Origin of the sequence: Rhizobium sp. SG570, from assembly GCF_012275345.1 — a bacterium.
Taxonomy (GTDB): Bacteria; Pseudomonadota; Alphaproteobacteria; order Rhizobiales; family Rhizobiaceae; genus Rhizobium; species Rhizobium lusitanum.
In genome coordinates, this window is record NZ_JAAZQI010000017.1 from 128,847 (window position 1) to 152,368 (window position 23,522).

24 protein-coding genes are annotated in these 23,522 nt (G+C 59.4%); all 24 read left to right on the forward strand.

The genetic code is table 11. From position 1 onward, the window contains the following. The first annotated feature begins 388 nt into the window (after window positions 1–388). On the forward strand, window positions 389–1,309 hold the full coding sequence (locus FHT28_RS28035) for a flagellin (protein ID WP_047555981.1): 921 nt from the start codon (window positions 389–391) through the stop codon (window positions 1,307–1,309). Window positions 1,310–1,566: 257 nt separating this feature from the next. Next, window positions 1,567–2,547 carry a flagellin gene (locus tag FHT28_RS28040; protein ID WP_113118245.1) on the forward strand — a complete coding sequence of 327 codons (981 nt, stop codon included), beginning with the start codon at window positions 1,567–1,569 and terminating at the stop codon, window positions 2,545–2,547. Between the two features lie 247 nt (window positions 2,548–2,794). After that, window positions 2,795–3,427 (forward strand): hypothetical protein, encoded by a 633-nt coding sequence (locus tag FHT28_RS28045; protein WP_168597988.1) that lies wholly within the window; start codon window positions 2,795–2,797, stop codon window positions 3,425–3,427. Further along, a complete protein-coding gene (locus tag FHT28_RS28050) occupies window positions 3,424–4,860 on the forward strand; it encodes a MotB family protein (protein WP_037203276.1) in 1,437 nt (478 codons plus the stop codon). The genes FHT28_RS28045 and FHT28_RS28050 overlap by 4 nt, the downstream gene beginning before the upstream one ends. A gap of 3 nt (window positions 4,861–4,863) precedes the next feature. Further along, the gene (gene motC, locus FHT28_RS28055) at window positions 4,864–6,168 is read left to right on the forward strand and encodes a chemotaxis protein MotC (RefSeq protein WP_168597989.1); all 1,305 of its coding nucleotides are present in this window, start codon (window positions 4,864–4,866) and stop codon (window positions 6,166–6,168) included. A gap of 2 nt (window positions 6,169–6,170) precedes the next feature. Next, window positions 6,171–7,790: a flagellar hook-length control protein FliK gene (locus FHT28_RS28060; RefSeq protein WP_168597990.1), complete on the forward strand. Its 1,620-nt coding sequence runs from the start codon at window positions 6,171–6,173 to the stop codon at window positions 7,788–7,790. Continuing rightward, window positions 7,738–8,325 carry a transglycosylase SLT domain-containing protein gene (locus FHT28_RS28065; RefSeq protein WP_210255893.1) on the forward strand — a complete coding sequence of 196 codons (588 nt, stop codon included), beginning with the start codon at window positions 7,738–7,740 and terminating at the stop codon, window positions 8,323–8,325. The genes FHT28_RS28060 and FHT28_RS28065 overlap by 53 nt, the downstream gene beginning before the upstream one ends. 280 nt (window positions 8,326–8,605) lie before the next feature. Then, window positions 8,606–9,277, forward strand: a complete 672-nt coding sequence (locus FHT28_RS28070) for a winged helix-turn-helix domain-containing protein (RefSeq protein ID WP_037203280.1) — start codon at window positions 8,606–8,608, stop codon at window positions 9,275–9,277. A gap of 272 nt (window positions 9,278–9,549) precedes the next feature. Then, entirely contained in the window at window positions 9,550–10,815 is a 1,266-nt protein-coding gene (locus FHT28_RS28075; RefSeq protein WP_037203282.1) for a flagellar hook protein FlgE, read from the forward strand. Window positions 10,816–10,852: 37 nt separating this feature from the next. Beyond that, the gene (gene flgK / locus FHT28_RS28080; protein ID WP_047555967.1) at window positions 10,853–12,328 is read left to right on the forward strand and encodes a flagellar hook-associated protein FlgK; all 1,476 of its coding nucleotides are present in this window, start codon (window positions 10,853–10,855) and stop codon (window positions 12,326–12,328) included. A 3-nt stretch (window positions 12,329–12,331) separates the two neighbouring features. Then, window positions 12,332–13,375: a flagellar hook-associated family protein gene (locus tag FHT28_RS28085; protein WP_047555963.1), complete on the forward strand. Its 1,044-nt coding sequence runs from the start codon at window positions 12,332–12,334 to the stop codon at window positions 13,373–13,375. 37 nt (window positions 13,376–13,412) lie between these two features. Next, the gene (flaF, locus tag FHT28_RS28090; RefSeq protein ID WP_037203287.1) at window positions 13,413–13,760 is read left to right on the forward strand and encodes a flagellar biosynthesis regulator FlaF; all 348 of its coding nucleotides are present in this window, start codon (window positions 13,413–13,415) and stop codon (window positions 13,758–13,760) included. Beyond that, window positions 13,757–14,209: a flagellar biosynthesis repressor FlbT gene (gene flbT / locus FHT28_RS28095; RefSeq protein WP_037203289.1), complete on the forward strand. Its 453-nt coding sequence runs from the start codon at window positions 13,757–13,759 to the stop codon at window positions 14,207–14,209. Before flaF ends, flbT begins: the two co-directional genes overlap by 4 nt. Next, complete coding sequence (flgD, locus tag FHT28_RS28100; protein ID WP_037203290.1) at window positions 14,197–14,673, forward strand: flagellar hook assembly protein FlgD; 477 nt, start codon at window positions 14,197–14,199, stop codon at window positions 14,671–14,673. Before flbT ends, flgD begins: the two co-directional genes overlap by 13 nt. A 45-nt stretch (window positions 14,674–14,718) precedes the next feature. Beyond that, on the forward strand, window positions 14,719–14,985 hold the full coding sequence (gene fliQ / locus FHT28_RS28105) for a flagellar biosynthesis protein FliQ (RefSeq protein WP_037203292.1): 267 nt from the start codon (window positions 14,719–14,721) through the stop codon (window positions 14,983–14,985). 149 nt (window positions 14,986–15,134) lie between these two features. Continuing rightward, window positions 15,135–17,222: a flagellar biosynthesis protein FlhA gene (gene flhA / locus FHT28_RS28110; protein WP_037203293.1), complete on the forward strand. Its 2,088-nt coding sequence runs from the start codon at window positions 15,135–15,137 to the stop codon at window positions 17,220–17,222. Continuing rightward, complete coding sequence (gene fliR / locus FHT28_RS28115; protein ID WP_037203295.1) at window positions 17,219–17,971, forward strand: flagellar biosynthetic protein FliR; 753 nt, start codon at window positions 17,219–17,221, stop codon at window positions 17,969–17,971. The genes flhA and fliR overlap by 4 nt, the downstream gene beginning before the upstream one ends. A 72-nt stretch (window positions 17,972–18,043) precedes the next feature. Continuing rightward, window positions 18,044–18,463 carry a hypothetical protein gene (locus FHT28_RS28120; protein ID WP_037203296.1) on the forward strand — a complete coding sequence of 140 codons (420 nt, stop codon included), beginning with the start codon at window positions 18,044–18,046 and terminating at the stop codon, window positions 18,461–18,463. Window positions 18,464–18,595: 132 nt separating this feature from the next. Beyond that, entirely contained in the window at window positions 18,596–19,192 is a 597-nt protein-coding gene (locus tag FHT28_RS28125) for a rod-binding protein (protein WP_168597991.1), read from the forward strand. Between the two features lie 13 nt (window positions 19,193–19,205). After that, the gene (locus FHT28_RS28130) at window positions 19,206–19,574 is read left to right on the forward strand and encodes a hypothetical protein (protein ID WP_037203300.1); all 369 of its coding nucleotides are present in this window, start codon (window positions 19,206–19,208) and stop codon (window positions 19,572–19,574) included. Further along, entirely contained in the window at window positions 19,571–20,098 is a 528-nt protein-coding gene (locus FHT28_RS28135; protein WP_037203301.1) for a hypothetical protein, read from the forward strand. The genes FHT28_RS28130 and FHT28_RS28135 overlap by 4 nt, the downstream gene beginning before the upstream one ends. 260 nt (window positions 20,099–20,358) lie before the next feature. Then, window positions 20,359–21,198: a WecB/TagA/CpsF family glycosyltransferase gene (locus FHT28_RS28140; RefSeq protein ID WP_037203344.1), complete on the forward strand. Its 840-nt coding sequence runs from the start codon at window positions 20,359–20,361 to the stop codon at window positions 21,196–21,198. A gap of 100 nt (window positions 21,199–21,298) precedes the next feature. Further along, a complete protein-coding gene (locus tag FHT28_RS28145; protein WP_168597992.1) occupies window positions 21,299–23,215 on the forward strand; it encodes a succinoglycan biosynthesis transport protein in 1,917 nt (638 codons plus the stop codon). Window positions 23,216–23,332: 117 nt separating this feature from the next. Next, window positions 23,333–23,522 (forward strand): tetrahydrofolate dehydrogenase/cyclohydrolase catalytic domain-containing protein (locus FHT28_RS28150; RefSeq protein WP_348645031.1); only part of this gene is annotated, 190 nt, incomplete at its 3' end.

Consider the following 23,522-nt stretch of genomic DNA (forward strand, 5'->3'; position numbering starts at 1 on the left):
TACTCGACATTCGTCCGATCGGCGCAATGCTATGCCGTCCAAGATGGCGCGAGGCTGACTTGCATTGTTCAAACGCTCCAAAATGGCAAGATCACCCCGAAATCGACGCTTTCATGCACGTGTTGCGAAAGGCTCCTGGGCATACGCAATGCAAGGTGGTGCATATGGAATCCCCGAGAGTTTGATCAGCTATTCTCCAGAAAGTATGATTCCGTTAACTTTTACGCGCGGCATTAACCTTTTGTTAAGGCTAATGCTGTCATTTGCAGCTAACGCAACGGTTGGTTAACCACTCTTAAGAGCCGGTTAACAAGCATGAGGCTGATTGCCGTTCCCGGCCGCAGACCGGAATGTCCCTTCCAAATTCAGCCACAAGGGGCACCCTTCGATGACCAGCATTCTCACCAATAACGCGGCAATGTCCGCTCTTCAGACTCTGCGCTCCATCAATACGAACCTCGAAGATACTCAAAGCCAGGTTTCTTCCGGCTATCGTGTCGCCAAGGCATCCGACAACGCCGCCTATTGGTCGATTGCAACCACCATGCGTTCCGACAATAGCGCGCTTTCCGCCGTCTCCGACGCGCTGGGGCTGGGTGCCGCCAAGGTCGATACCGCCTATACGGCCATGGACAATTCCATCACCGTCGTTCAGCAGATCAAGGACAAGCTCGTCGCAGCAACCGAAAACAGCGTCGACAAGGCCGATGTGCAGGAGGAGCTCGCGCAGCTTCAGCAGCAATTGGAGAGCATTGCCCAATCCGCCTCCTTCTCCGGACAGAACTGGATGTATGCCGTCAATGGCGCGTCGGCTTCCGTCGTTTCTTCCTTTGTGCGCAACAATGACGGTACTGTCGCCGTCAACAGCACCAGCTACAGCTTCGATACCGGATCGCAGGGCAATGTCATGTTCGGCGCGGATGCCACGGGCGCCATCGATACCAGTTCGGGCATCCTCGGTACCCAGCAGGATATCAACGGGACAGCCTATTCCGTCTTCAGCCTCGATATCACCAACATGACGGGCGGTGATATCGCCAAATCGATGAACCTTGTACAGGGCGCCCTCAACGCCATGACAAGCACCGCTTCGCAGCTCGGTTCGCTCTCGACCCGCATCGATCTGCAGACCAGCTTCGTCTCCTCCCTGCGGGACACGATCGACTCCGGCGTCGGCAAGCTCGTCGATGCGAACATGGAAGAAGAGTCGAGCAAGCTTTCCGCATTGCAGACGCAGCAGCAACTGGCGATCCAATCGCTGCAAATCGCCAACAGCAGCGCGCAGAACGTCCTGGCGCTCTTCAAGTGAGCCTTGACTGGAGCTTACCTTGAGATGGCGCGGCGGCTTTTCTCTCTTGTCGCCGCGCATAAGCTTTTGTTAACCTTGCCGCGTAACTGATTTGCAGTTTTCTGCGCAGGGCCGTTTTTCGATCTCTTTGGAGCGATTTCGGCACCTTGTTTTAGCGACGGGCCGTGCTGGGATATCTCCCGCTGGTGGGCATGAGGCCAATCGTTGCTGCCGGATCGGCCCGGTTTGCCAGTTCCAATGGAATTACGGATATTCAGATGAGCAATGTGACGACGAATCGTGCCACGTCCGCGGCACTGACCGTGTTACGCGGAGTCAACAAAGACCTGGGTGTCGTGCAGCAGCAGGTTTCATCCGGCTTTCGCGTCCAAACTGCAAGCGACGATCCCACCTATTGGTCGATGGCGACAACGATGCGCTCGGACCGGAGCAGTCTTTCCACGATTACGGACGCACTCGGCCTCGGCTCCTCCAAGGTCGACACGGCGTCCACGGCCATGGATTCAGTCGTAAGCCTGCTGACCCAGATCCAGGCCAAGCTGGTTTCTGCAAAGGAGCCCGGCACGAACAAGGATGCCGTCAATGCCGATATTCAGCAGCTCAAGGGCCAGCTGCAATCGGTCACGCAGTCGGCGTCCTTCTCCGGCGAGAACTGGCTCTACAATGCCAATCAGCAGGCCACGACGCAGCAATCCGTCATCAGCAACTTCACCCGCGGTGCCAGCGGGCAGATAAGCCCCGTGTCGATCAACTACGACAGTTCGCAAACCCTGATGATCGATACTGCCGATCCGAGCCGCGGATTGCTGACGAAGAATGTCGATGCAAGCACGTTCGACACCTCGAGCGGCGGCAGCACTACGGCCCGCAACTATTATCTTCTGGCCGCCGATAGCGGCACGACGCCGACCGGTGGGACGGAGATCTCGATCTCGAGCAGTACGACGGACGCTGAATTGACGGATATGCTCAATGTCACGAATTCGCTTCTGACGTCTGCAACCGCGGCGGATTCGACCCTTGGCCTGATGAAGTCGCGCATCGACGATCAGTCCAGCTATATTTCAAAGCTCAGTGACGCCATCAAGAGCAGTGTCGGCGATCTTGTCGATACGAACATGGAAGAGGCATCGGTGCGGCAGAATGCCCTTCAGACGGCGCAGCAGATGGGCGTTCAGTCGTTGTCGATCGCCAATAGCATGGCGAGCAAGGTGTTGATTCTCCTTCAGGGGAAATGATGGTGGGGCGGCGCGGCCAGATCGGCAGCGGTCCCGTCTTCATCCTCGCACAAGTTTGACTGCCTACGGTCCATCGCAGTGGCATGGTTGCGCAGTTTGCCGATGACATCAGTCGTCATTTCCGGCAGCGCAGCCACAGGACGGAAACCGGAAGCGTGATGATCGACGTTTTGAGCATGGGAATTGTTCGGCCCTCTTATGGCATCCACTCGCAACGCCATGCCGATGCGAACGGGGAGATACACGCGTGAGCTTGGTATTGTCCCGATACCTCAAGGATTTCAGTGCCGAGCAGGCGCCACCTTCCGACGTGGCGGACATGCCATTCGGCGAGACAGCCTTTGTCCCGGATAGTCCGGTAGAGCCGCCGGTTGATATCGAGGCGGAGCGCCGCGAGGCATATGCGGAAGGGCACGAGGCGGCCACGCAGGAACTGTCTGAGAAGCATCAGGCTGAGCTCGATGCCATGGCGGACTCGTTCCGCAGTGAAATCGATGCCCTCCGAGCGCGCTACGAGGAGCAGGCAGCGGAAAGGATTGCGGCAGACATGACGCGTATGGCGGCGATGCTCGGCCAGGCGATCAGCGCGGAAGCCGCCGCGGCGCTCGCACCGATCATGACCGAAACGCTGACCGCCAGCGCCGTCGCCGATCTTGCCGATCTGGTCAAGGCAGCGATCCTCGACGGCAGCGCCGGCCCGATGGTGGTCAGTGGGCCGCATCATCTCTTTGAAGCCCTCCAAGACCATCTCGGCGACGATGGCGCTCTCCTGCGCCACGTCGAAGCGCCGGATGTCGATCTCGCCGTTACCATCGGCGATAGCGTTCTTGTGACGCGCATGTCCGCCTGGGCCGCCAGTCTGAGAGAGATTCTGAAATGAGCGACGGCGATCAAAATCAGGGCAAGCACGAGATCATCATCGTCAAGCGTCATGGCGGCGGCGATCACGAAGGCGGCCACGGCGGCGCATGGAAGATCGCCTATGCCGACTTCATGACGGCCATGATGGCATTCTTCCTGGTGATGTGGCTGGTGAACGCTGCAAACGAGGAGACGAAGGCCTCGGTCGCATCCTATTTCAATCCGATCAAGCTTGCCGATGAGAAGCCGACGGAGAAGGGCGTCAAGAAGCCTGTGGACCAGGCTGAAGGCGAGAAGAATCAGCAGAAGTCAAATCAGCCGCAGGACAGACCGAACGACGGCAAATCCGCCAAGACTGGCGAAGACCTGACGTCCACCTCCGGCGACCAGACGAACTACTCGGAGGCCGACTTCTTCGAGAACCCTTATTCGGTCCTGGCGGAAATCGCACAGGAAGTCGGTCAGCAGGCCAATGTCAGCGCCAAGGGTGAGGGCGGTGCCGCCCAGTCGGGTCCGGCCACGGGCGCGGACGGCGGTCAAGCCTATCGCGATCCATTCGATCCGGATTTCTGGACCAAGCAGGTCAAGGTTTCCAGCGCGTCGAAGAATGCGAACGAGGAACAGTCCGCCAAGTCGGATCAGTCGCCAAAGGGCGAAGTCATCGCACTTTCCAAGGCAACCGCGGCCGATACCGGCCAGCCGGCCAATCAGCTGCAGACCCCCGAACAGCAACCGACGGTGAGCGAGCAGCAGGCATCCGGCGCGCAGCAGCAGAACAATCGGGCAGGGAAGTCGGCACAGACCGCGAGCGCCGCCGGGCAAAGCGATGCCTCGACCTTCGAGGACAACGCCGCCGTGGCGCAGGGCAAGAGCACGACGCCGACTAAGGCGCAGCAGCAGGAAGCCAAGGAACTGCAGCAGGCGATACAGTCTGAGATCAACGGTGTCGCGGGCCAGCTGGCCGAGGGTCTGCAGGTTACGTCGACCGAAGGCGGTCTGTTGGTGACGATCTCCGACCAGAGCAACGATCCGATGTTCAACATAGGCTCCGCCGTGCCACGCCGGGAAATGGTGATGGCAATGGAGAAGATCGGCAAGATCCTGGCAGAGCGCAAGGGATCGATCCTGGTCCGGGGTCATACCGACGGCCGCCCCTATATGGTTGGCGGCCGCAACGACAACTGGCGGCTGTCGCTCGACCGCGCCCAGAGTGCCTACTATATGCTGACCAGCGGCGGACTGGATGAGAAGCGGATCGTTCAGGTCTCCGGCTTTGCAGACCGGCGCCTGAAATTGCCCGACGATCCCTTCAACGACGCCAATCGCCGTATCGAGATCCTGATTGCGAACCCGTCGAGCCAGGCGTCGAAAGACCAGGCACCTCCCGATACCCAGAACCCCGTGAAGCCCATTCCGGGCAAGGGCAAGTCAGGTCAAGGCAAACAGGGATAGTCCATGGCGCGCAAACAGCATCGTCATAGCCTTGTGCTCGCGCTGACCTTCGGCATGCTCTTGCCGGGTGGTGTTCGCGCCGAGGGGCAGGACGTCCTGCCCCTCTACAAGATGCTGCGCTCGCTCGAATTCATCCAGGATTCCGTCGTCGCAGGCGACAGCTCCGCCGGTGAAATGCAGCGTTTCATGCTGGCCACCATCGATGAACGCCTGCGCAATGTGGACAAGGCGGTCTTCGACGACGACCGTAACGTCGATGCGGCCCTCATCTACACCATGAGCGGTGGCAATCCGGCAACGCTCGAATATCTGATGTCGCGTGACGTCAACGGCAATTTCGACAACCGGGTTGCCGACGTTCTCAGGAAGTATCTGAACGGCAAGGGTCTTCTGGTCGTCAACACGCTCGCCGACATTGCCAGGGAATATCGTGACAAGCCGATCGGCCCCTACCTCGCACTGGTTGCCGGCAATGTGATGTCCGGAAAGAACCCGACGGCGGCCTTGAAGCTTTATGACTGGGCGCGATTGACCGCGCCAGGGACGATCGTGGAGGAATCGGCACTTCGACGTTCGCTTGCCCTGTGCACCGATGCCGGGCTGGTGCCATCAGGGCTCGAATATGCGCGACGCTACACGAGGCGCTTTCTGCATTCGCCCTATGCAAGCCAGTTCGCCGATCTTTTCGTGCAGCTGGTCGTCGATCACGACTCCGCTGTCAAACAGCAGGATATCGTCGATATCCTCTCCTTCATGGATCCCCCCAGGCAACGGGAAATCTATCTGCGTATGGCACGCCGTGCGGCGATCGCCGGCAAGTCCGATCTCGCGACGCTCGCGGCCGGTCGTGCCCAGGCGATATCAAACGACGGCAGCGATGCCTTCGGCGCATTGGCGGGCTTCTACGGCGGGGTTGCGGGCGTATCCACGCCAGCTTTGCAATCGGCGGTCAACAATCTCGACCAGATGCCTGCGGGTGAACTGAACGCGGAGGATCGTGCGTTGCGCGATGCCGCCAAGGCGGTGGCGCAGGAGATTCTACGCGCACCCGACCCCGCAAGCCTCGGGCAAGGCACTGTTCCTAACCTGCCCAACCAACAGAGTACTGAACACGATGCTGCTGTGACGAATCAACCGGGAGGCCAATTGCCCGGCACGGCGGGTGTTGAGGAGGGAGCCGCGGCAAGCGCTGCTCTTACCCCGGAGGGAGGGCGGCAGGAGGCCGACCCTTCGTTCAACGCATTCGTCACGACGAGCCGTTCGAAGCTTGATGCGATCGACGGCATGTTGAAGCAGGAAAGTCACTGATCATGAACGACATCGGTATATCCGGCGCCTCTTCAGGGGTGGATGTTCTTGCTTCCTCCAAGGGCGCGCGCCCGGGAAAACAGGATGACGGCAAGGGATTTCTGGATGCGCTGACCGGCTCACTCGGCAACGGACGTAACACGTCCGGGACGAGTGCCGGCACGGACGCGAAAGCCGCTGCCGATATGAACGGGAATGCGGACACCGGGAAGGCGGCATCGGGCGATCAGGCGCCTGACGCTCCGGCTCCCAGCACTCCGGCTATCGATGAAAGCATCAATGCCGGGGCTGGAATGATCGATACTTCCGCCGCCGATCTTGCCAATCTTCCCAGCCTTCCCAAGGGCGCCAAGCTCGGGCAGGGTGCCGGGACGGCGACCCTCTCTAAATCTCTGATAGAGCTTCAAAAAGCCATCTCGGCCGGTTCCGATACCGACCCGGCCGCGGCAACGACCGATCCGACCGCAGCGACGACTGATCCAGCTATGCCTTCTCCCGAGGCGCGTGACGTGCCGGCGCAGCCCAAGGTCCTGGATCAGTTTGCGGATATCGCGCAGCAGCTGGTCGAGGTGGCCGCAGCCGCTGACCAGCCGGTGCCAGCCGAAGGTGACGGCAAGGCACCGGTCGTAAAGGGCGGCAAAGGCACCTCGACGACGGATGACGGTAAGTCTTCACTAACGCAATCCGCTCATGCGGCTGGCACGATCTCTGACGCCTTGTCGCTCCTCAACGCTCCGCAGACCGTTGCCGCGGTGCAAGGCGTAACGGTCCCAGATAGTCAGGCTGCAGGCGGCGATACGAAGGTTCAGGGAGCTGTGCTCGGCAATGCGGCGCTGACGCAAGACTCGTCGGACAATACGGCGGCGTTGCCTAGCGACGGCAATGGAGCGGATGCAGCGCAGACCTTTCGGCTGACGCGCGCGGACGGGCGAGGCGGCGCGCTCGACATGTCGATCACCAAGAATGGTCACGACGCGGCAGATGTCAATGTGGCGGCGGCCTCCGCGAACGGCGATGGGCAGGCGGTCACAGTGCTCGAAAGTCGCCGCTATCTGGGCCTGACCGCCAGCCCCAACTCGGCGCTCGTTGCCGGTTCGCTTGCCGGCGATCGCGAATGGTCGGCTGCGATGCAGCCGGGCTCGGCGCTCTCCAACGCAGCAAGCTTGACGAGCACCGGCAAGGTCGTCAACACCCTCAAGATCCAGCTGCGCCCCGACAATCTCGGAGATGTCACGGCCACCATGCGGCTCTCCGGCGACCAGTTGAGCGTCGACCTGAAGGTGCAGACGGGCGAGGCCTACAGACAGCTCCATGCCGATCAGAGCCGCATGGTCGATGCGCTGCGGGCCCAGGGCTATCAGGTCGACAGCATCACGGTGACCATGGCTTCGAATGCGGATCAGCAGTCCGACAGCGGCAGCCGGCAATCCGGATCGGGGCAGTCGCAACAGCAATCCCTCTTGAACCAGGGGCAAGGCGGCGATGCACGTCCGAAGGGCCAGAACTATTCGGGACAGCAGGCAAATGGCAATGACGGCAATCGCAGCTCGGGTGAGCGCGGCGTGGAAGATGGCGCTGCTGGCAACGCTCAGCGTTCTCGCTCTGGCGCAGTTTACCTGTGAGGCGTTCGCATCCGGAAACGCGACGCCACCCGATAACGGTGCCGCCGGCCTCTGCGAACGTGAAATTCAGTCGGCCGCCGCGAAATACGGAATACCGGAAGGAATTCTTTACTCGGTCGGGTTGACGGAAACGGGACGAAAGGGTTCGCTCTATCCTTACGCCCTCAATATTGAAGGCCGGCCGGTCTTCCCGCCGTCCGAAAATGCCGCCCTGCAAGCTTTCGCCGCAGCGCGACAGAACGGCGCAAAGCTTATCGATATCGGCTGCATGCAGATAAACCAGTATTTCCACGGCGAGAATTTTCCCTCTGTTGCCGCTATGTTCGATCCTCGCAGTAACGTCGAGTATGCCGCAAAGTTTCTCCGCAATCTCCATGACCAGCATGAGACATGGACGATGGCGGTAGCTAGATACCATGCCGGTCCGAACAATAACCCCGCCCAGAAGGTCTATGTCTGTCGCGTGATCGCCAATCTGGTTGCCACCGGCTATGGAAAATGGACGCCCAACGCGGCGACCTTCTGCCGGGACTAGACAACCTATAGGTTGCATACCCCTTCCGGTTAGCCGTCACTAACTCTTTCGATGGAGTTGACAGCCGCGAGATGGCCTGAATTACATATATTAATAATGTAATAACTAACTACTTTTTTATCGGTGTAAATTGCCGAGCACCTACTATATCTAGTGCAAATCGCCCCTCGAAAGTTAATCAATTATTAATTCCCGTCACTCATTTCCGACAGTTGTTCGTGATTCGCCCGATTCGTACCCATAGTTCATCGAAACACCACACTGATTCGGAGGCGGACGAATGATCGTAGTGGTTGATGAGCGAGAGCTTGTTAAAGACGGATATACTTCACTTTTTGGACGGGAAGGCATCCCATCCACGGGATTTGATCCTCGCGAATTTGGCGAATGGGTCACGACGGCGGCAGAGGGCGATATTGCGGCAGTCGAAGCATTTCTGATCGGGCAGGGACAGCACGTATACGAGCTTCCCAGGGCGATCCGTGATCGGACGATGGCACCCGTCATCGCGGTCAGCGATCATCCCTCGCTCGAATCGACTCTTGCGCTTTTTGATTGTGGCGTCGACGATGTGGTCCGCAAGCCGGTGCATCCGCGGGAGATCCTGGCACGGGCCGCGGCAATCCGCCGTAGGCTCAAGGCGATCACCAACTATACCGATATCGGCGCGATTCGCATCTTTGCCGATGGTCGCGACCCGGAAATCAACGGTGATGTTTTTGCATTGCCGCGGCGTGAGCGGCGCATCCTGGAATACTTGATCGCCAATCGCGGCCGCCGGGTGACCAAGACACAAATCTTCAATGCGATCTACGGCATCTTCGATGAGGAAGTCGAAGAAAATGTGGTGGAGAGCCATATCTCGAAGCTGCGCAAGAAGCTGCGCAAGAAGCTCGGTTTCGATCCGGTCGATTCCAAGCGCTTCCTGGGTTACTGCATCGATTGGAGCTGAAGCTCCCGATCCTGCCTCCAGTCAGTTGAATTCAAGCAGAAGCCCGAGAATCCAGCGATTCTCGGGCTTTTGCTTGAGCAGTCGTCAGGCTGTGTTTTCTTTCTAAGGTGCGTCGTCTCTTACCATTTGGCGTCTCGCTGATGCGCGGGCGGACACAAGGCGACGCTCTTCGAAAAGTCACCTCGCGACGAATGACTTTTCCTCCTCTCAGACAGCTTCACGCAAGGCCCGCCACCTACTCTCAGTCGCAAGAAGGAAAACGAGGATTCCAGATGAGCATTTTCGGTAGCATGAAAACCGCGGTTTCAGGGATGAACGCACAGGCGAATCGTTTGGGGACCGTTTCGGACAACATCGCCAACTCCAGCACGACAGGTTACAAAGAGGCGTCGACGAGCTTCTCCTCGCTCGTGCTGCCTTCTTCCGGCGGCAGCTACAATTCCGGCGGCGTGGAGACTTCGGTTCACTATGCGATTTCGCAACAGGGCAACGTGTCGGCCACCACTTCGAGCTCCGACCTTGCAATCCAGGGTAACGGCTTTTTCGTCGTTCAGAGCGCGGCGGGACAAACGTTTCTGACCCGCGCCGGCGACTTCTCGCCCGATGCCAGCGGCAACCTGGTCAATTCCGCCGGCTTTACGCTGATGGGCTATTCCGCCGCCGCTGGCTCCCCCTCGGTTGTTGTCAACGGCTTTGGTGGCATGGTGCCGATCAATGTCACCCAGAGTGGCGTAACAGCGGTCGCAACGACGACCGGCACCATGTCGGGCAATCTCAATTCCAATGCCAAGATCGCCACCAGCAGCGCGACCGGATATCTGCCGTCCGAAAACCAGGCGCCGGTCACCACCGACACGAGCAAGGCGTCGATCACAGGCTACGACAGTCAGGGCAACGCCGTCACCTTCGACGTCTATTACACCAAGACTGCGGACAACACCTGGGATGTCTCGATCTACAACAAGGCTGACGCCGCTTCGGGCGACACGCCGTTCCCCTATTCTTCAGGCCCCGTCGGCAGCACGACCCTGACGTTCGACAGCAATGGCGCGCTGACATCGGGCGGGACGTTCGACGTCACCTTCGGATCCAACTCGCAGACGATTGCCATGGATATGACCGGCTTCTCCCAGGTAGCCACCGATTTCAGCGCCACCGGCAAGATGAACGGTCAGGCTCCCAACCCGGTGACGAGCGTGACCGTCGGTAAGGATGGCACTGTCAACGCCGTCTACAAGGACAGCTCGACCAAGGCACTCTACCGCATTCCGCTCGCCACCGTGTCAAGCCCGGACAATCTGACCGTGGAAACCGGAAACGTCTATTCGGCGAATGGTGTGTCCGGCGTAACGGTCAGCGGTTGGCCTCAGAGCGGCGGGTTCGGTTACATCCAGTCCAACGCACTGGAGGAATCCAATGTCGACCTCGCAACCGAGCTGACGAATATGATCGTATCGCAGAAGAGCTACACCGCGAACTCGAAGGTCTTCCAGGCCGGTTCCGATCTTCTCGACGTTCTCGTCAACCTCCAACGTTAAACTCCAACGTTAAAACGGATAGGGTATCGAGTCAGTCATGTCGCTCACAACAGCACTCAATAACGCACAGGCGATATTCAACAATACCGGCGCGCAGAGCAGCGTCGTATCGAACAATATCTCCAATGCTAGCAACGCGGATTATTCGCGTCGCCAGGCGATGCTGACGACCGACATGTCTGGCGCGCAGGTGGTGAAGATCGCTCGCGCCGATGAGCCGGCGCTGCAGAAGGCCTATCTCGGCAACGCGTCGGCCGACGCTGCGCAACAGCTGCTTCTGAAGGCCTATAACAGCCTTCAGTCAGCGACGATTGGCGGCAACGACAACGAGACCGCACCTGCGACCTACCTGTCTGCCTTTCAGACTGCGATGCAGACTTATGCGGGGTCGCCGTCCAGCACCACGGCGGCTCAATCCGCCATCAATGCAGCTCAAAGCCTTGCTACAGGGCTCAACGACGCCACGACCGTGGTGCAGAGCACCCGGGCCGATGCCGACAAGCAGATCGCGTCCGATGTCGATACGCTGAACGGTCTGTTGAATCAGTTCCAGACGGCAAACGACGCGGTCAAGTCCGCGACGGCAACCGCCGGGCCTACATCGAGCGCGGTCGCCGATGCGCTCGATCAACGCGATTCCGTCTTGAAGCAGATCTCGCAGATTGTCGGTGTGACGACGGTGACGCGCGCCAACAACGACGTGGCGCTCTACACCACAAACGGTGCGACCCTCTTCGAGACCATTCCGCGCTCGGTGACCTTTACGCCGACGAATTCCTACACGGCAGGCACTCCCGGCAACAATGTCTACATCGACGGTGTTGCATTGCCTGCGGGTCAGGGCGCCGCCACCACGGCGCAGGGTAGCCTCCAGGCGTCGTTGCAGGTTCGAGACGACGTCGCTCCGACCTACCAGAAACAACTCGATGAAATCGCGCGCGGTCTGGTAACGGTCTTCTCGGAGAAGAACCAGACGGATCCTACCGCAGCGGCGCAGACCGGTTTGTTTACCTGGAGCGACGGCACTGTTCCAACCAGCGCATCCGTCGTCACTGGTATGGCCGGCTCGATCACCGTCAACCCGGCATTGATCGCGTCGCAGGGCGGCAATCCGAACCTCCTGCGCGACGGCGGTATCAACGGGACGGACTATGTCGTCAACGCCAGCGGCGATAGCGGTTATTCCACCCAGCTGGATGCCTACATCACCGCCATGAACACGAAGATGGATTTCGACTCCACTGCGGGCTCCGACACCAGCGCCAGCCTTATGGATTACTCGTCCAGCTCTATCGGCTGGCTCGAGGGGCAGCGCAGCGCGGCGACGACGGCGGGTGAAAACACGTCTGCAGCACTGTCGCGCTCCTCAAGCGCCTATTCAAACGCGACCGGTGTCAATCTCGACGAAGAGCTGACGCTGATGATGGATATCGAACAGTCCTACAAGGCTGGAACCAAGATATTGAATGCAGTCAACGAGATGCTTCAATCGGTACTGGATATTGCGAGCTAAGCCATGAAACTTTCTTTCATTTCGAGCACAGCCATTCAGAACTCCATGCGTCAGACGATCCGTCAAGCGCAGAACGAGATGACGGATGCATCGACTGAGGCCACGACAGGTACCTATGCGGATATTGGCGTTTCGTTGGGCAGCGGCACGACGCAGAACGTTAATCTGACGAGGGAAGTGACGCGCATCGATTCGATCCTCAGCAGCAACTCGATCGCAAACCAGCGAATGACGTCGTCGCAGACTGCCTTGAGCGACATGAGCTCCCAGGCCCAGAAGTTCATGGATCAGCTGGTGGCGCTGCGCGGCAATACCGACGGTAGTAGCGTGTCGCTGACGCAGCAGACGGCCACGGCGACCATGTCCAGCTTCATTGCGGACGCCAATACCATGGTCAACGGCGAATATCTTTTTGCCGGCACCAACACCGACGTGCAGCCAGTGACAGACAACTCCGCGGCGGCGACCACGGCGATCCAGACAGCGTTGACGCAGTATGCCACGGACAATGGCACAACCGTTGACCAGCTCAGCGGCGCCCAGATGAAGGACTTCATCACGACCATTGTCGAGCCGATGGTCACGTCCGACAGTAGTTGGTCCAGCTGGTCGAGTGCGTCGGATCAGAACATGACGAACCGGATTAGTAACTCTGAAGTCATCGATTCGTCGACAAATGCGAATTCGTCGGGTATGCGCTATCTGGCACTCGCAACGACCGTTGCCAATTCGCTGATGAGTACGACGCCCAGTCTTGGTCAGGATGCATTGAATGCAGTCACCGACCAGGCGACCAGCTATGCGCGCCAGGCGATCGACGGACTTAACACCCAGGCGAGCCAGCTCGGCCTCTCTCAGTCGCGCCTGACGGATGCAAACACCGCTCTGAATGCCCAGAAGACCATTCTCAATACCAATATTGGCGACCTGACGGGAGTGGATCCCTACGAGGCTTCCACCAAGGTCAATAGCCTCGAGACGCAGCTCCAGACCGCTTACACCATCGTCTCGAAGATCCAACAGTTAAGCCTTGTAAATTACCTTTGATGATCAAAGGGAAGTAATGACCAGGAAGGATGCATGAATGTATCAGTTCTCATATGCGGAAGTCATGCAGGATGCAGTGGCCGACGCCAAAGAGCGAGAACGACAAGTTCTGGACCGGTCGATTGCCCTTCTCTCTGCGGCCCGTGATGCGGGGAAATATGGCCGTGAAGCGATTGAAGCCCTGTTCTATACGCGGCGCGTATGGGTCAGCTTCGTCGAGGACCTGAAAAGTCCGGAGAACCAGCTCAATGTCGAACTGCGCGCCAACTTAATTTCGATCGCCATCTGGATATTGAAGGAATGCGATCGGATCCGGCGGCGCCAGTCGGAAAACTATCAAGGCATCATCGATGTCACCACCATCATCAGGGATGGACTTAAATGAAAAGTACGCTTCGCATATCGCTTAAAGCCGGGGAAAAGATCTTTATCAATGGGGCTGTTCTGCGTGTCGATCGCAAGGTCGCCCTGGAATTCCTGAATGATGTGACCTTCCTCCTTGAAAACCACGTGCTTCAGCCGGAGGACGCCAACACCCCGCTGCGCCAGCTCTATTTCATCGCGCAGATGATCCTCATCAATCCCGAGGGCAAGGAACAGTCGACGACGATGTTCCGCAAGTCGATCGTCATGCTGCTGTCCTGCTTCCATAATGAGGAAGTGCTGGCCGAGTTGAAGCGTATCGACGGCCTCGTGGCCACCGGCCGCGCCTTCGATGCATTGAAGGCGATCCGCGGGCTCTATCCGGTCGAGGACAATATTCTGAACAATCAGGAGATGCCCGCGGCCACGATCGAACACATTCGCCGGGAGATTGCCCCATGGCAGCGGTAGATGCCGTCAACAGCAGCACGAGCGGTTCCTCCAAAACCGCTGCCGCAGCCTCGGCGAGCGCCACCCTGAATTATAACGACTTCCTGCAGCTCCTCATCGCACAGATGAAGAACCAGGATCCGACCTCTCCGATGGATGCCACCCAGCAGATCTCACAGCTTGCCAGCTTCTCTCAGGTCGAGCAGCAGATCCAGACGAACTCACACCTCGAAACGGTGTTGCAGAACCAATGGATCTCGCAGGCGTCCGACTATATCGGCAAGCAAATCCAGAGCGCCGACGGCAAGGTCACGGGCACGATCAAGGAAGTAACCGTCTATTCGGACGGTGTCATCGCCCAGACCACGGCGGGCGACAAGGTCCTGATCCAGGCCGGTGTGACGATTGCCCCGGCTGGCACGGCCATTGATACGACGACATCATCGAGCGATACTGGCACCGGCGATTCGTCGAGTACGAACTAGAGCAGCAGCTCATGAGGAGCTGGCTGAACCTGAGGTGAAGATGTCATGAATGAAGCCGATGCATTGGATATCTTCCAGGCGGCGATCCGGACGGTGCTCGTGGCTTCCGGCCCGGCGGTTCTCGCGGCCATGATTGTCGGTCTGGTGATCGCCTTGATTCAGGCGCTGACCCAGGTGCAGGAGGCGACATTGACCTTCGTGCCGAAGATCGTCGCCGTCATGGTGACCATCGGCATCACGGCCCCTTTCGTCGGCTCGCAGATCTCGATCTTCACCAATCTTGTCTTTTCCCGAATCCAATCGGGCTTCTAGATCGGGGCCGAAGGCCGAAATGGCTTTCGGCTCATATGTTTCGCTGGCTGTAGGCCATTCTCGCACAAGCTTCGCCTCTTAAAGATCGGTTCGAATAGGGCAGGCGGATCAGCCGTTTGCCCCCTCTCATGAAGAGACGGAACCGGTCGATGGCACAACCACCCGCATTAGCACTCCCCAAAGCCAATCCAAGCGTTCGTGATATCGGGTTCGCCCTCGGTATCATGGTCATTCTTTGCGTGCTGTTCCTGCCGATCCCGCCGTTCCTGATCGATCTCGGGCTCGCCTTTTCGATCGCGCTTTCGGTGCTGATCCTCATGGTGGCATTGTGGATCAAGAAGCCGCTGGAGTTTTCGTCCTTCCCGACGATCCTTCTGATTGCCACGATGACGCGTCTGGCGCTGAACATCGCGACGACGCGTGTCATCCTCTCGCATGGTTATGAGGGGCATGACGCCGCGGGCGGCGTCATTGCGGGCTTCGCCAGCCTGGTGATGTCGGGCGATTTCGTCATCGGTCTGATCGTCTTCATGATCCTGATCACCATCAACTTCATCGTCATCACAAAGGGCGCGACGCGTATCGCCGAAGTCGGCGCCCGCTTCACCCTGGATGCCATCCCCGGCAAGCAGATGGCGATCGACGCCGATCTTTCGGCGGGCCTGATCGATGAGAAGGAGGCGCAGCGACGCCGTCGGGAACTGGAAGAGGAAAGCTCCTTTTTCGGCGCCATGGACGGTGCCTCGAAGTTCGTGCGCGGTGACGCGGTTGCCGGCCTTTTGATCACTTGCATCAATATCTTTGGCGGCATCATCATCGGCTATTTCCGTCACAGCATGCCGATCGGCCAGGCTGCGGACGTCTTCGTCAAGCTTTCGGTCGGCGATGGTCTGGTGTCGCAGATGCCGGCGCTGATCGTGTCTCTGGCCGCCGGCCTCCTCGTTTCGCGCGGCGGCACCTCCGGCTCCACCGATCAGGCCGTCATCAACCAGTTGAGCGGCTATCCGCGCGCGCTCGCCGTCTCGGCGGTCCTGATGGGCATTCTGGCCATCATGCCTGGCATGCCATTCGTGCCCTTCGTGTTCCTTGGCGGCCTGATGGCGGCCGGCGCCTGGTTCATTCCGCGCCAGGTCGAAGCCGAGAACAAGCTTCGCCGCGACGCCGAAGAGCAGAAGGTGATGCAGACGAAGGAGATGGAGAAGGATTCGGTCAAGTCGGTTCTGAAGACCGCCGAGATCGAGCTGGCGCTTGGCAAGATCGTCTCCACCCGCCTGCTCGGCGCCCATCAGGAACTGGCCTTCCGCGTCGGCAAGATGCGCAAGAAGTTCGCGACGCAATACGGCTTCGTCGTGCCGGAGATCAAGGTGATCGACGACATGGCCATCGCCGACAAGTCGTATCAGATCCGCATCCACGGCACGACGATCGCCTCCAACGTGCTGCGCGTCGGCGAAGTGCTTGTCGTCACCGGCGCGGGCCGCAAACCCACCGTTCCGGGCGATGACATCCGCGAACCCGCCTTCGGCATGCCGGCCGTGTCCGTTCTCGAAGCCTTCACGGAGGATCTGAAGCGCGAAGGCTTCCAGCCGATCGACAATGTTTCCGTCGTGCTCACCCATATGAGCGAGGTCATTCGCAACAACTTGCCCGCACTTCTGTCCTACAAGGACGTGAAGATATTGATCGAACGTCTCGATCCCGAGTACAAGAAGCTCGCCGACGAGATCTGCTCGTCGCATATGTCCTATTCGGGCTTGCAGGCGGTGCTGAAGCTGCTGCTTGCCGAGCGCGTCTCGATCCGCAACCTGCATCTCATCCTTGAAGCCGTGGCCGAACTTGCGCCGCACGTGCGCAAGACGGAGCAGATCGTCGAGCATGTCCGCGTGCGCATGGCGCAGCAGCTCTGCGGCGATCTGGCCGACAACGGCGTATTGCGAGTGCTGCGCCTCGGCAGCAAATGGGACCTGGTCTTCCACCAGGCGCTTAAGCGCGATCAGAAGGGCGAGGTCGTCGAGTTTGACATCGATCCGCGCAGCCTCGAGGAGTTCAGCGAGCAGGCAGGCAAAGTTATCCGTGAATATATGGACCGAGGCATGCCCTTCGTTCTTGTCACGTCGCCGGAAACGCGCTCCTATGTGCGCATGATCATCGAACGCTTGTTCGCGACACTTCCGGTTCTGTCGCATGTGGAATTGGCCAAGGGGATCGAGATCAAGATTCTAGGTTCCATTTCATGATATCTGACCCCCAGGGTACCATTCTGGCGCTGTTCGTCGCCTTCTGCCGCATCGGCGGCTGCATGATGGTGCTTCCGGGGTTTTCGTCGGGCCGGGTGCCGACGCAGATTCGGCTGCTTATCTCGGTGGCCTTGTCGATGGCGATCCTGCCGCTGCTCTGGAATACGATCTATCCCGAAGTGTCGAAGAGCGGCGCGAGCTATATAGCGTTGATCTTCACCGAAGCGATCATCGGTCTGATGTACGGCATGATGGCCCGGATCTATACGCTGGGCCTGCAGTTCGCCGGTACGGTCATATCAATGATGATCGGCTTCAACGCTCCGGCCGGCGCTGATATGATCGAGGATTCAAGCGAGACCTCGATGACCAGCCTCATCAGCTTTTGCGGGCTGATGATTCTCTTCATCCTGGATTTTCATCACTACGTTCTGCAGGCGTTGGTCGATTCCTATTCCCTCATTCCCTTCGGCGGGCATATCGAGCCTCGGACCGCGCTGATCTCCATTACGGACGCGCTGGAAGCAACTTTCTTCATCATGCTGCGGCTGGCGAGCCCTTTTCTGCTTTACGGCCTGATGTTCCAGATCTCGATCGGCTTCATCAACAAGCTGGCGCCGCAGATACCGATCTATTTCATTTCCACGCCCTATCTTCTGATGGGCGGTTTGTTCATGCTCTATCTCAGTATGGCGACGATGATCAGCCAGTTCTCCAATGCGTTCCTCACTGTTTTCAACGGGCATTAGCGGATGAGCGGAAAGGCTGCGCATGGCACCTTGGACGGGCTCGGGAACGCACAGACGGTGGGCAGGTAGGCCATGGCGGAAAGAAGTCGTTCTGAAAAACTGAAGCGCCTCGTCGCGGTGCAGCGGCATCTGGAACGGATAGCCGAAAACGAGCTTGCCGATACGACGCGTCAGCGCGACGATGTCACCGCATCGATGGAAAGGGTGATGGATGCGATCAGCTCCGCCGACCCCATTCATATGGCGTTCTCCATACAGTATGCCGACCGCTATGGCCGCCTGACGATCAGGGATCAGCAGCTTGAAGGCATTCAGGAGCTGATTCAGATGAAGGTCCAGCAGGAACGCACCAAGGCTGACCGGCTGGAAGAGCATATGAAGGACGCTCGGGAGCTCGAAACGCGCGAAGCTGACGATAATGCGGTCTACGACATCGTCGATCAGCACTTCGCCGCTGCAACGCCAGCCTCCAGCAAGGTTCAAAAACCATAATCACCGCGATCATGGAGCAGGATGTGCATCGTTGGGTTGCCCGCCTGCTCTGACCGTTTGATTCGACATGCCCTCCACGCGATCGATGCATCGTGTGTTTCCGGGGCATGCGATAGCAGAAGGAGACGTGACGTGGCTATTTCGCCTCCGAGTGATTTGGTTCTGGATGTCGTCAAGGCCGCCAATCCGACCGATGTCGAGGCCGCCCAGGCCAAGCTCGCCGCCAACAAGGCCGCTTTCGCCGCCACCAGCCTCGCCGAAAACGGCAATGGCTTCGGCGCGGCATTCGATGCCCTTAATAGCGCTGCAACCCAGGCCGGCCTCAGCAACGCCAATACCCACACTGGCCCGACGAAGGTACCGCAGGTCTATCGCAAGTTCGAAGCCATGATGCTGCAGAATTTCGTGAAGAACATGCTGCCGAGCAGCGAGACGCTCTACGGCAAGGGTTCGGCTGGCGAGATCTGGAAAGGCATGATGGCCGAGCAGCTGGGCAACACGATCGCCAAGAATGGCGGCGTCGGCATCGCCGAAAAGATGTATCAGGAACAGGTCACCAAGATGCGCAATACCGGCGCCATCAATTCCGCGACCAATGAGAACGACAAGAAGATGGCCTTGAGCGCCGTCACGGATTTTCAGCGCAAGACGCTGGCCGCCGCTGACGACAGTAGCGATAGCGATACCAGCATCACCAATCAGAACACGCTGACGTCCCAGAAAGCATAAGCGAGGTAATACCATGGAAGTGATGTCGCAAGACTATCGGATCAAATCGGTCCTTGGCCGCCTGGAGATGATTATCGATAACGAGAACAATCGGATCGGCACCGACCCGGAGTTCGATCTGAAGGTGTCGAACGCTCACAAGAGCCGCTGCCTCTACGAATTGTCGATGCTGTTTCGGGATACCGATCCGGCGGAACTCGCCGTCGCTCATATCGAGCAGCTTCATGGCCTGAAGAAGAAACTGGTTGTGAACGCGCGTCGCGTCGAGGCTCATCTCGAGGCCGTGCGCGCGGTCGCCGACATTCTGCGGAACGCGGTGCAGAACGCCGATGCGGACGGCACCTATTCGCAAGAGCAATTCCGCGTCCGTGAGGCTGGATGATCAAGCTCGTTCTCACCGGCCTGTGGGTCTGCGCCGTAACATTGGCCTCGGTCTATTTTTCGGTGCAGACGGCGACGGCGCCCGCGACCAGTCCTGACGATGCCAAGAAGGCACAGCAGGAATTGGTCAAGGGCGAATCGATCAATGTTCCCGTCATCGCCAACGGCCAGGTGACCGGCTATTTCCTGACCCGTATCTCCTTCATGATGGAGAAGGGCAAGGTAAACGCACTGCAGATACCCTTGCCGGAACTGACGACCGACGAGCTCTTTTCGCTGCTGATCGGCAACAAGGCGATCGATATCGCCCACGTCGAGAGCTTCGATGTCGCTGCTTTTCGCAGCGATCTGAAGAAGCGGATGAACGAACGGCTCGGCGGCGACTATGTTGCCGACGTGCTGATCGAACAGCTCGACTACCTCTCCAAGGAGGAAACTCATGGCGGCGAAAGCATCGGCAGGAAAACGGTCAAGCCGGTGAAGATCGTGAAGGATGCCACGACCGACAGCGCGACTGCTCACTAGATATCAGCCTGCCAAGGCGATAGCGCCGCCCCATCCGAGCGGCGGCAACAACGATTTGCCGCCCGACGACAAAGTTAACAAACCCCTGATAATTTCAAGCAATTTAAAGGATTTATTCTAACGGAAGGTTGGAATTGCCTTGCTATAAGCACCTCCTGTGCATGCCTCTCTAGTTGCCGCGCCGACGAACGGCCGGGGAGGCGTGCCTTGTATCGCCGGCGCCGGATATGGTTGAGCGCTGCCGGCAGGAGGTTGTTGGATTGAATCCGGTCGCTGATTTTGCCGTACTCGCGTCACGCCGCATGATTTTCGATCTGCCGGTCTGCGATCTTGATTGGGAAGACGCGCTGACCTTCATCGATGAGCTCGCGTCCCTGCCGGTCGGACATACCGCGATTTCCTTCGTCAATGCCCACAACATGCTGGTGATGCTGCGCGACGAGAGCTATCGCGAGGTTCTGGAGCGCAATCTCGTTTTGCCTGATGGCGTGGGTCTCGATATCGCCTCCCGGGTTGCCCACGGAGAGCCCTTTCCCGCCAATTTGAACGGCACCGATTTTGTACCGGCGCTGCTGACTTTCATGGAGCGGCCGAAGCGCATCGGTCTCGTGGGTGGCCGTCGCGCGATCGTTGAGAAGGCCGCGGAGAGAATGCGGCGACACGCGCCTTGGCATGAATTCATCGTCATCTCGGACGGCTTCTTCGATCCGGCGAGAAGCGACGCGGTAACCAGGGAAATCAGCCGACAGAAGATCGATGTGCTGATCGTCGGCATGGGAACGCCGCTGCAGGAAAAATGGGTTGCCGAAAATGTCGGTCCGCAGCATGCGCGGTTGGTGCTGACCGTTGGCGCGCTGTTCGATTTCTTTTCCGGAACGGTGCCGCGCGCTCCGGGGCTGGTACGCGCATTGCGCAGCGAATGGATGTTCCGCCTGCTGTTGGAACCGAACAGGCTGTGGCGGCGCTATGTCCTCGGCGTGCCGCTGTTCTTCTACCAAGTGATTCGGCACCAGTTCGGCCGCAAGGAGCGTATCCTTCGCGCAGAACCACAGGAAGCGCCGCAGCCGCTGCTCGTATCGCGAGATAAACTCGCGAGTTGATCACGCGCTGACGTGGCGTTAACCTTTTCTTTGGCATGAAAATTTAGAGTGGGTTAACCATTCGCATCGGTCCCCGACCATGCGCGCGAGATGACCTGCCATGTCGGAAAGCAAAGCAAGGCTCGGATTTTACCCTGACGATGCGGAAGCCTTCGAGGTTTCGCGCCGGCCGCACCGGCGTGTCGCCTCCGATCGGGAAGACAATATACCCTCTGTTGCCTCCCATCTGCGTGCGGCCAACTCTGACGATCCACGCGATGCGGAGCTGCGCGCGATCCTGCGCAGAATGCTCCGCGGCGATCCCTATCCTGTCTCGGGTCGAAAGGCATTCGTGGAGGAAGGTGCGCAGCAGGCCCAGTCCCTGACCGAGCATATCACCAGCATTCTGAGCCATCGCTACATCGACGAGCCGGTCAGTCATCCGTCATCGGAGGCCGACGTCGATCTACTGGAATTCGTGCCCGACCTGCTCGATGGCGGAACCGGGCTGTCGGCTCAGATCGCCACACCAGTCTCGCGCGAGCAAATCCCCCCGCGTCCTCGGACTTTTGGTGTTGGCTCCATCGGTTTTGTCATCGCAGCTTCGCTGGCGGGAGCGGCCATTCCGACGATGCTCGCGCCACCGCCGCTCTATATGTCGCAGACCGTCCTGCATGTTGAAGGGAAGGAGGGCAGCGCGCGCCAGGCATTGCTGGATGTAGCGGCAAAGCGCGCGGTCGCCCCTTCAGCCCTTTCCGACGTCGTCGCCAGGCTGAAGCTGGATCGCGATCCGGAATTTACCGGCAGCCGGGCGGGCGCTCTTGGCGTTGCCGTCGAACTCCTTTCCGGCAACGGCAATGCCTCCGATGCGCCGTCGCGCGCGCAAGCCGCTCTTCGCAAGGGCGTCGCCGTGAGCGTCGATGGCTCGGCCGGCCTCCTGCGCTTGGCTGTCACCACGGGCGATCCGGTCAGGTCCGCCGAGATCGCCAATCGGCTGGCTGTGGCCACCACGCATGATGCCGCCGTCGCGCAGGCGGCGGGAACACCAGCCGTTGGCGATATGGCAGCCGATAACAGTCGCAAGGAGCTCGAGCGTGCCTCGGCCGCACTCGCCGGCTTCAAGGCGCAGTATGGCGAAGACAGGATCGCGGCGGCACTGGCGTTGCAGGAGCAGCGGCAGCAGTTGGATGGCGACATCAAAGCGGCCGGTCTGGCGGTGCGTAGCGCCAAGGCGCGCGTTTCGGCGGTCAAATCCGCGACACCTGCTTCCGTCCTCGGCGGTGCATTGCCGGGCGATCTGGCATCGGCCGCCCTCGATGATCTGCGCAGCCGTTACAACGCCGCCAAGGCGCAGCTTACGCAGCTCTCGACGCAGCTTGGTCCCCGCCATCCCCGCCTGCTCGCGCAGCAGGCAACCGTCGATGATCTCACGGCCGGCATCCGCAGCCAGCTGCAACGGCTCGTCGTCAGCAGCGATGCAGCCTTGAAGACCGCCCTTGAAGACCAGCAGGCCCTTTCTGCGCGTATGACCGCTCTCAGCCAGAAGAGCGTCGATATTGACGTCGTCCGTCTCGCGCAATTGCAGGATGCCGTTGCCGCCGCGCAAAGCCGCTACGAGGCCGATCAGCAAAATCCCGTTATTGCTCCGCCAGAAGCCGGGGCGCCGTTGACCGTGGTGTCGCAGGCCGTCGCAGCCGCAGCGCCGCTGGACGACGGTCTTGTCGGCAATCAGGCGATCGGCTTCCTGGGAGGGCTCTGCCTGGCTCTTTGCCTGGTTTTCCTGCGTAAATGGCTTACTGGTGCCGCGCCGACGGAGGACGATACGGTCGTCGATACCACCACCGCTCTTCAGCACGATATCGAGCTGGAGTTTCCGTCAACGCACGATGCTCCCGACGAACCTGTTGCGGCCCCTATGCCGGAAATGGGAAGCCAACCGGCCGGCGCCGATGAATGGACGCGTGTCCGTCAGGAACTGGCGTTCCTGCGTGCCAAGGTTCAAACCTATGCCGCGCACAGGCATGTCGGCCGCGGTTGATCGGCCCGCCGTTTTCTCCTTGCAATTACCACTTTCAGACACCATAGGGCGTTTGCAGGCAATTCGATCAGGCTGACGGCTTGTAGATTGCTGCCGAATTCATATCGGGAGACGAGCGTGACGACAGTGATCGACGGAAAGATTGCGGCGGCTTCGGTGATCGAGGCGGTGAAGGTTGCCGCCGGCGGGCTAGAGACGGAGACCGGTGTTCGGACCGGGCTTGCCGTCGTCATCGTCGGCGACGATCCGGCCAGCCACGCCTATGTGAACTCCAAGAGCAAGATGGCCAAGGAATGCGGCTTCAACT

What these genes read in the sequence shown, in the direction of transcription:
- FHT28_RS28135 (WP_037203301.1), top strand. Translation starts at nt 19,571, where the DNA reads ATGATCAAGCTCGTTCTCACCGGCCTGTGGGTCTGCGCCGTAACATTG.
- flgD (WP_037203290.1), top strand. Translation starts at nt 14,197, where the DNA reads ATGGCAGCGGTAGATGCCGTCAACAGCAGCACGAGCGGTTCCTCCAAA.
- FHT28_RS28065 (WP_210255893.1), top strand. Translation starts at nt 7,738, where the DNA reads ATGGCGCTGCTGGCAACGCTCAGCGTTCTCGCTCTGGCGCAGTTTACC.
- motC (WP_168597989.1), top strand. Translation starts at nt 4,864, where the DNA reads ATGGCGCGCAAACAGCATCGTCATAGCCTTGTGCTCGCGCTGACCTTC.
- FHT28_RS28085 (WP_047555963.1), top strand. Translation starts at nt 12,332, where the DNA reads ATGAAACTTTCTTTCATTTCGAGCACAGCCATTCAGAACTCCATGCGT.
- FHT28_RS28145 (WP_168597992.1), top strand. Translation starts at nt 21,299, where the DNA reads ATGTCGGAAAGCAAAGCAAGGCTCGGATTTTACCCTGACGATGCGGAA.
- flhA (WP_037203293.1), top strand. Translation starts at nt 15,135, where the DNA reads ATGGCACAACCACCCGCATTAGCACTCCCCAAAGCCAATCCAAGCGTT.
- FHT28_RS28130 (WP_037203300.1), top strand. Translation starts at nt 19,206, where the DNA reads ATGGAAGTGATGTCGCAAGACTATCGGATCAAATCGGTCCTTGGCCGC.
- fliQ (WP_037203292.1), top strand. Translation starts at nt 14,719, where the DNA reads ATGAATGAAGCCGATGCATTGGATATCTTCCAGGCGGCGATCCGGACG.
- flgK (WP_047555967.1), top strand. Translation starts at nt 10,853, where the DNA reads ATGTCGCTCACAACAGCACTCAATAACGCACAGGCGATATTCAACAAT.
- FHT28_RS28070 (WP_037203280.1), top strand. Translation starts at nt 8,606, where the DNA reads ATGATCGTAGTGGTTGATGAGCGAGAGCTTGTTAAAGACGGATATACT.
- FHT28_RS28075 (WP_037203282.1), top strand. Translation starts at nt 9,550, where the DNA reads ATGAGCATTTTCGGTAGCATGAAAACCGCGGTTTCAGGGATGAACGCA.
- FHT28_RS28035 (WP_047555981.1), top strand. Translation starts at nt 389, where the DNA reads ATGACCAGCATTCTCACCAATAACGCGGCAATGTCCGCTCTTCAGACT.
- FHT28_RS28120 (WP_037203296.1), top strand. Translation starts at nt 18,044, where the DNA reads ATGGCGGAAAGAAGTCGTTCTGAAAAACTGAAGCGCCTCGTCGCGGTG.
- fliR (WP_037203295.1), top strand. Translation starts at nt 17,219, where the DNA reads ATGATATCTGACCCCCAGGGTACCATTCTGGCGCTGTTCGTCGCCTTC.
- FHT28_RS28040 (WP_113118245.1), top strand. Translation starts at nt 1,567, where the DNA reads ATGAGCAATGTGACGACGAATCGTGCCACGTCCGCGGCACTGACCGTG.
- FHT28_RS28050 (WP_037203276.1), top strand. Translation starts at nt 3,424, where the DNA reads ATGAGCGACGGCGATCAAAATCAGGGCAAGCACGAGATCATCATCGTC.
- flaF (WP_037203287.1), top strand. Translation starts at nt 13,413, where the DNA reads ATGTATCAGTTCTCATATGCGGAAGTCATGCAGGATGCAGTGGCCGAC.
- FHT28_RS28060 (WP_168597990.1), top strand. Translation starts at nt 6,171, where the DNA reads ATGAACGACATCGGTATATCCGGCGCCTCTTCAGGGGTGGATGTTCTT.
- flbT (WP_037203289.1), top strand. Translation starts at nt 13,757, where the DNA reads ATGAAAAGTACGCTTCGCATATCGCTTAAAGCCGGGGAAAAGATCTTT.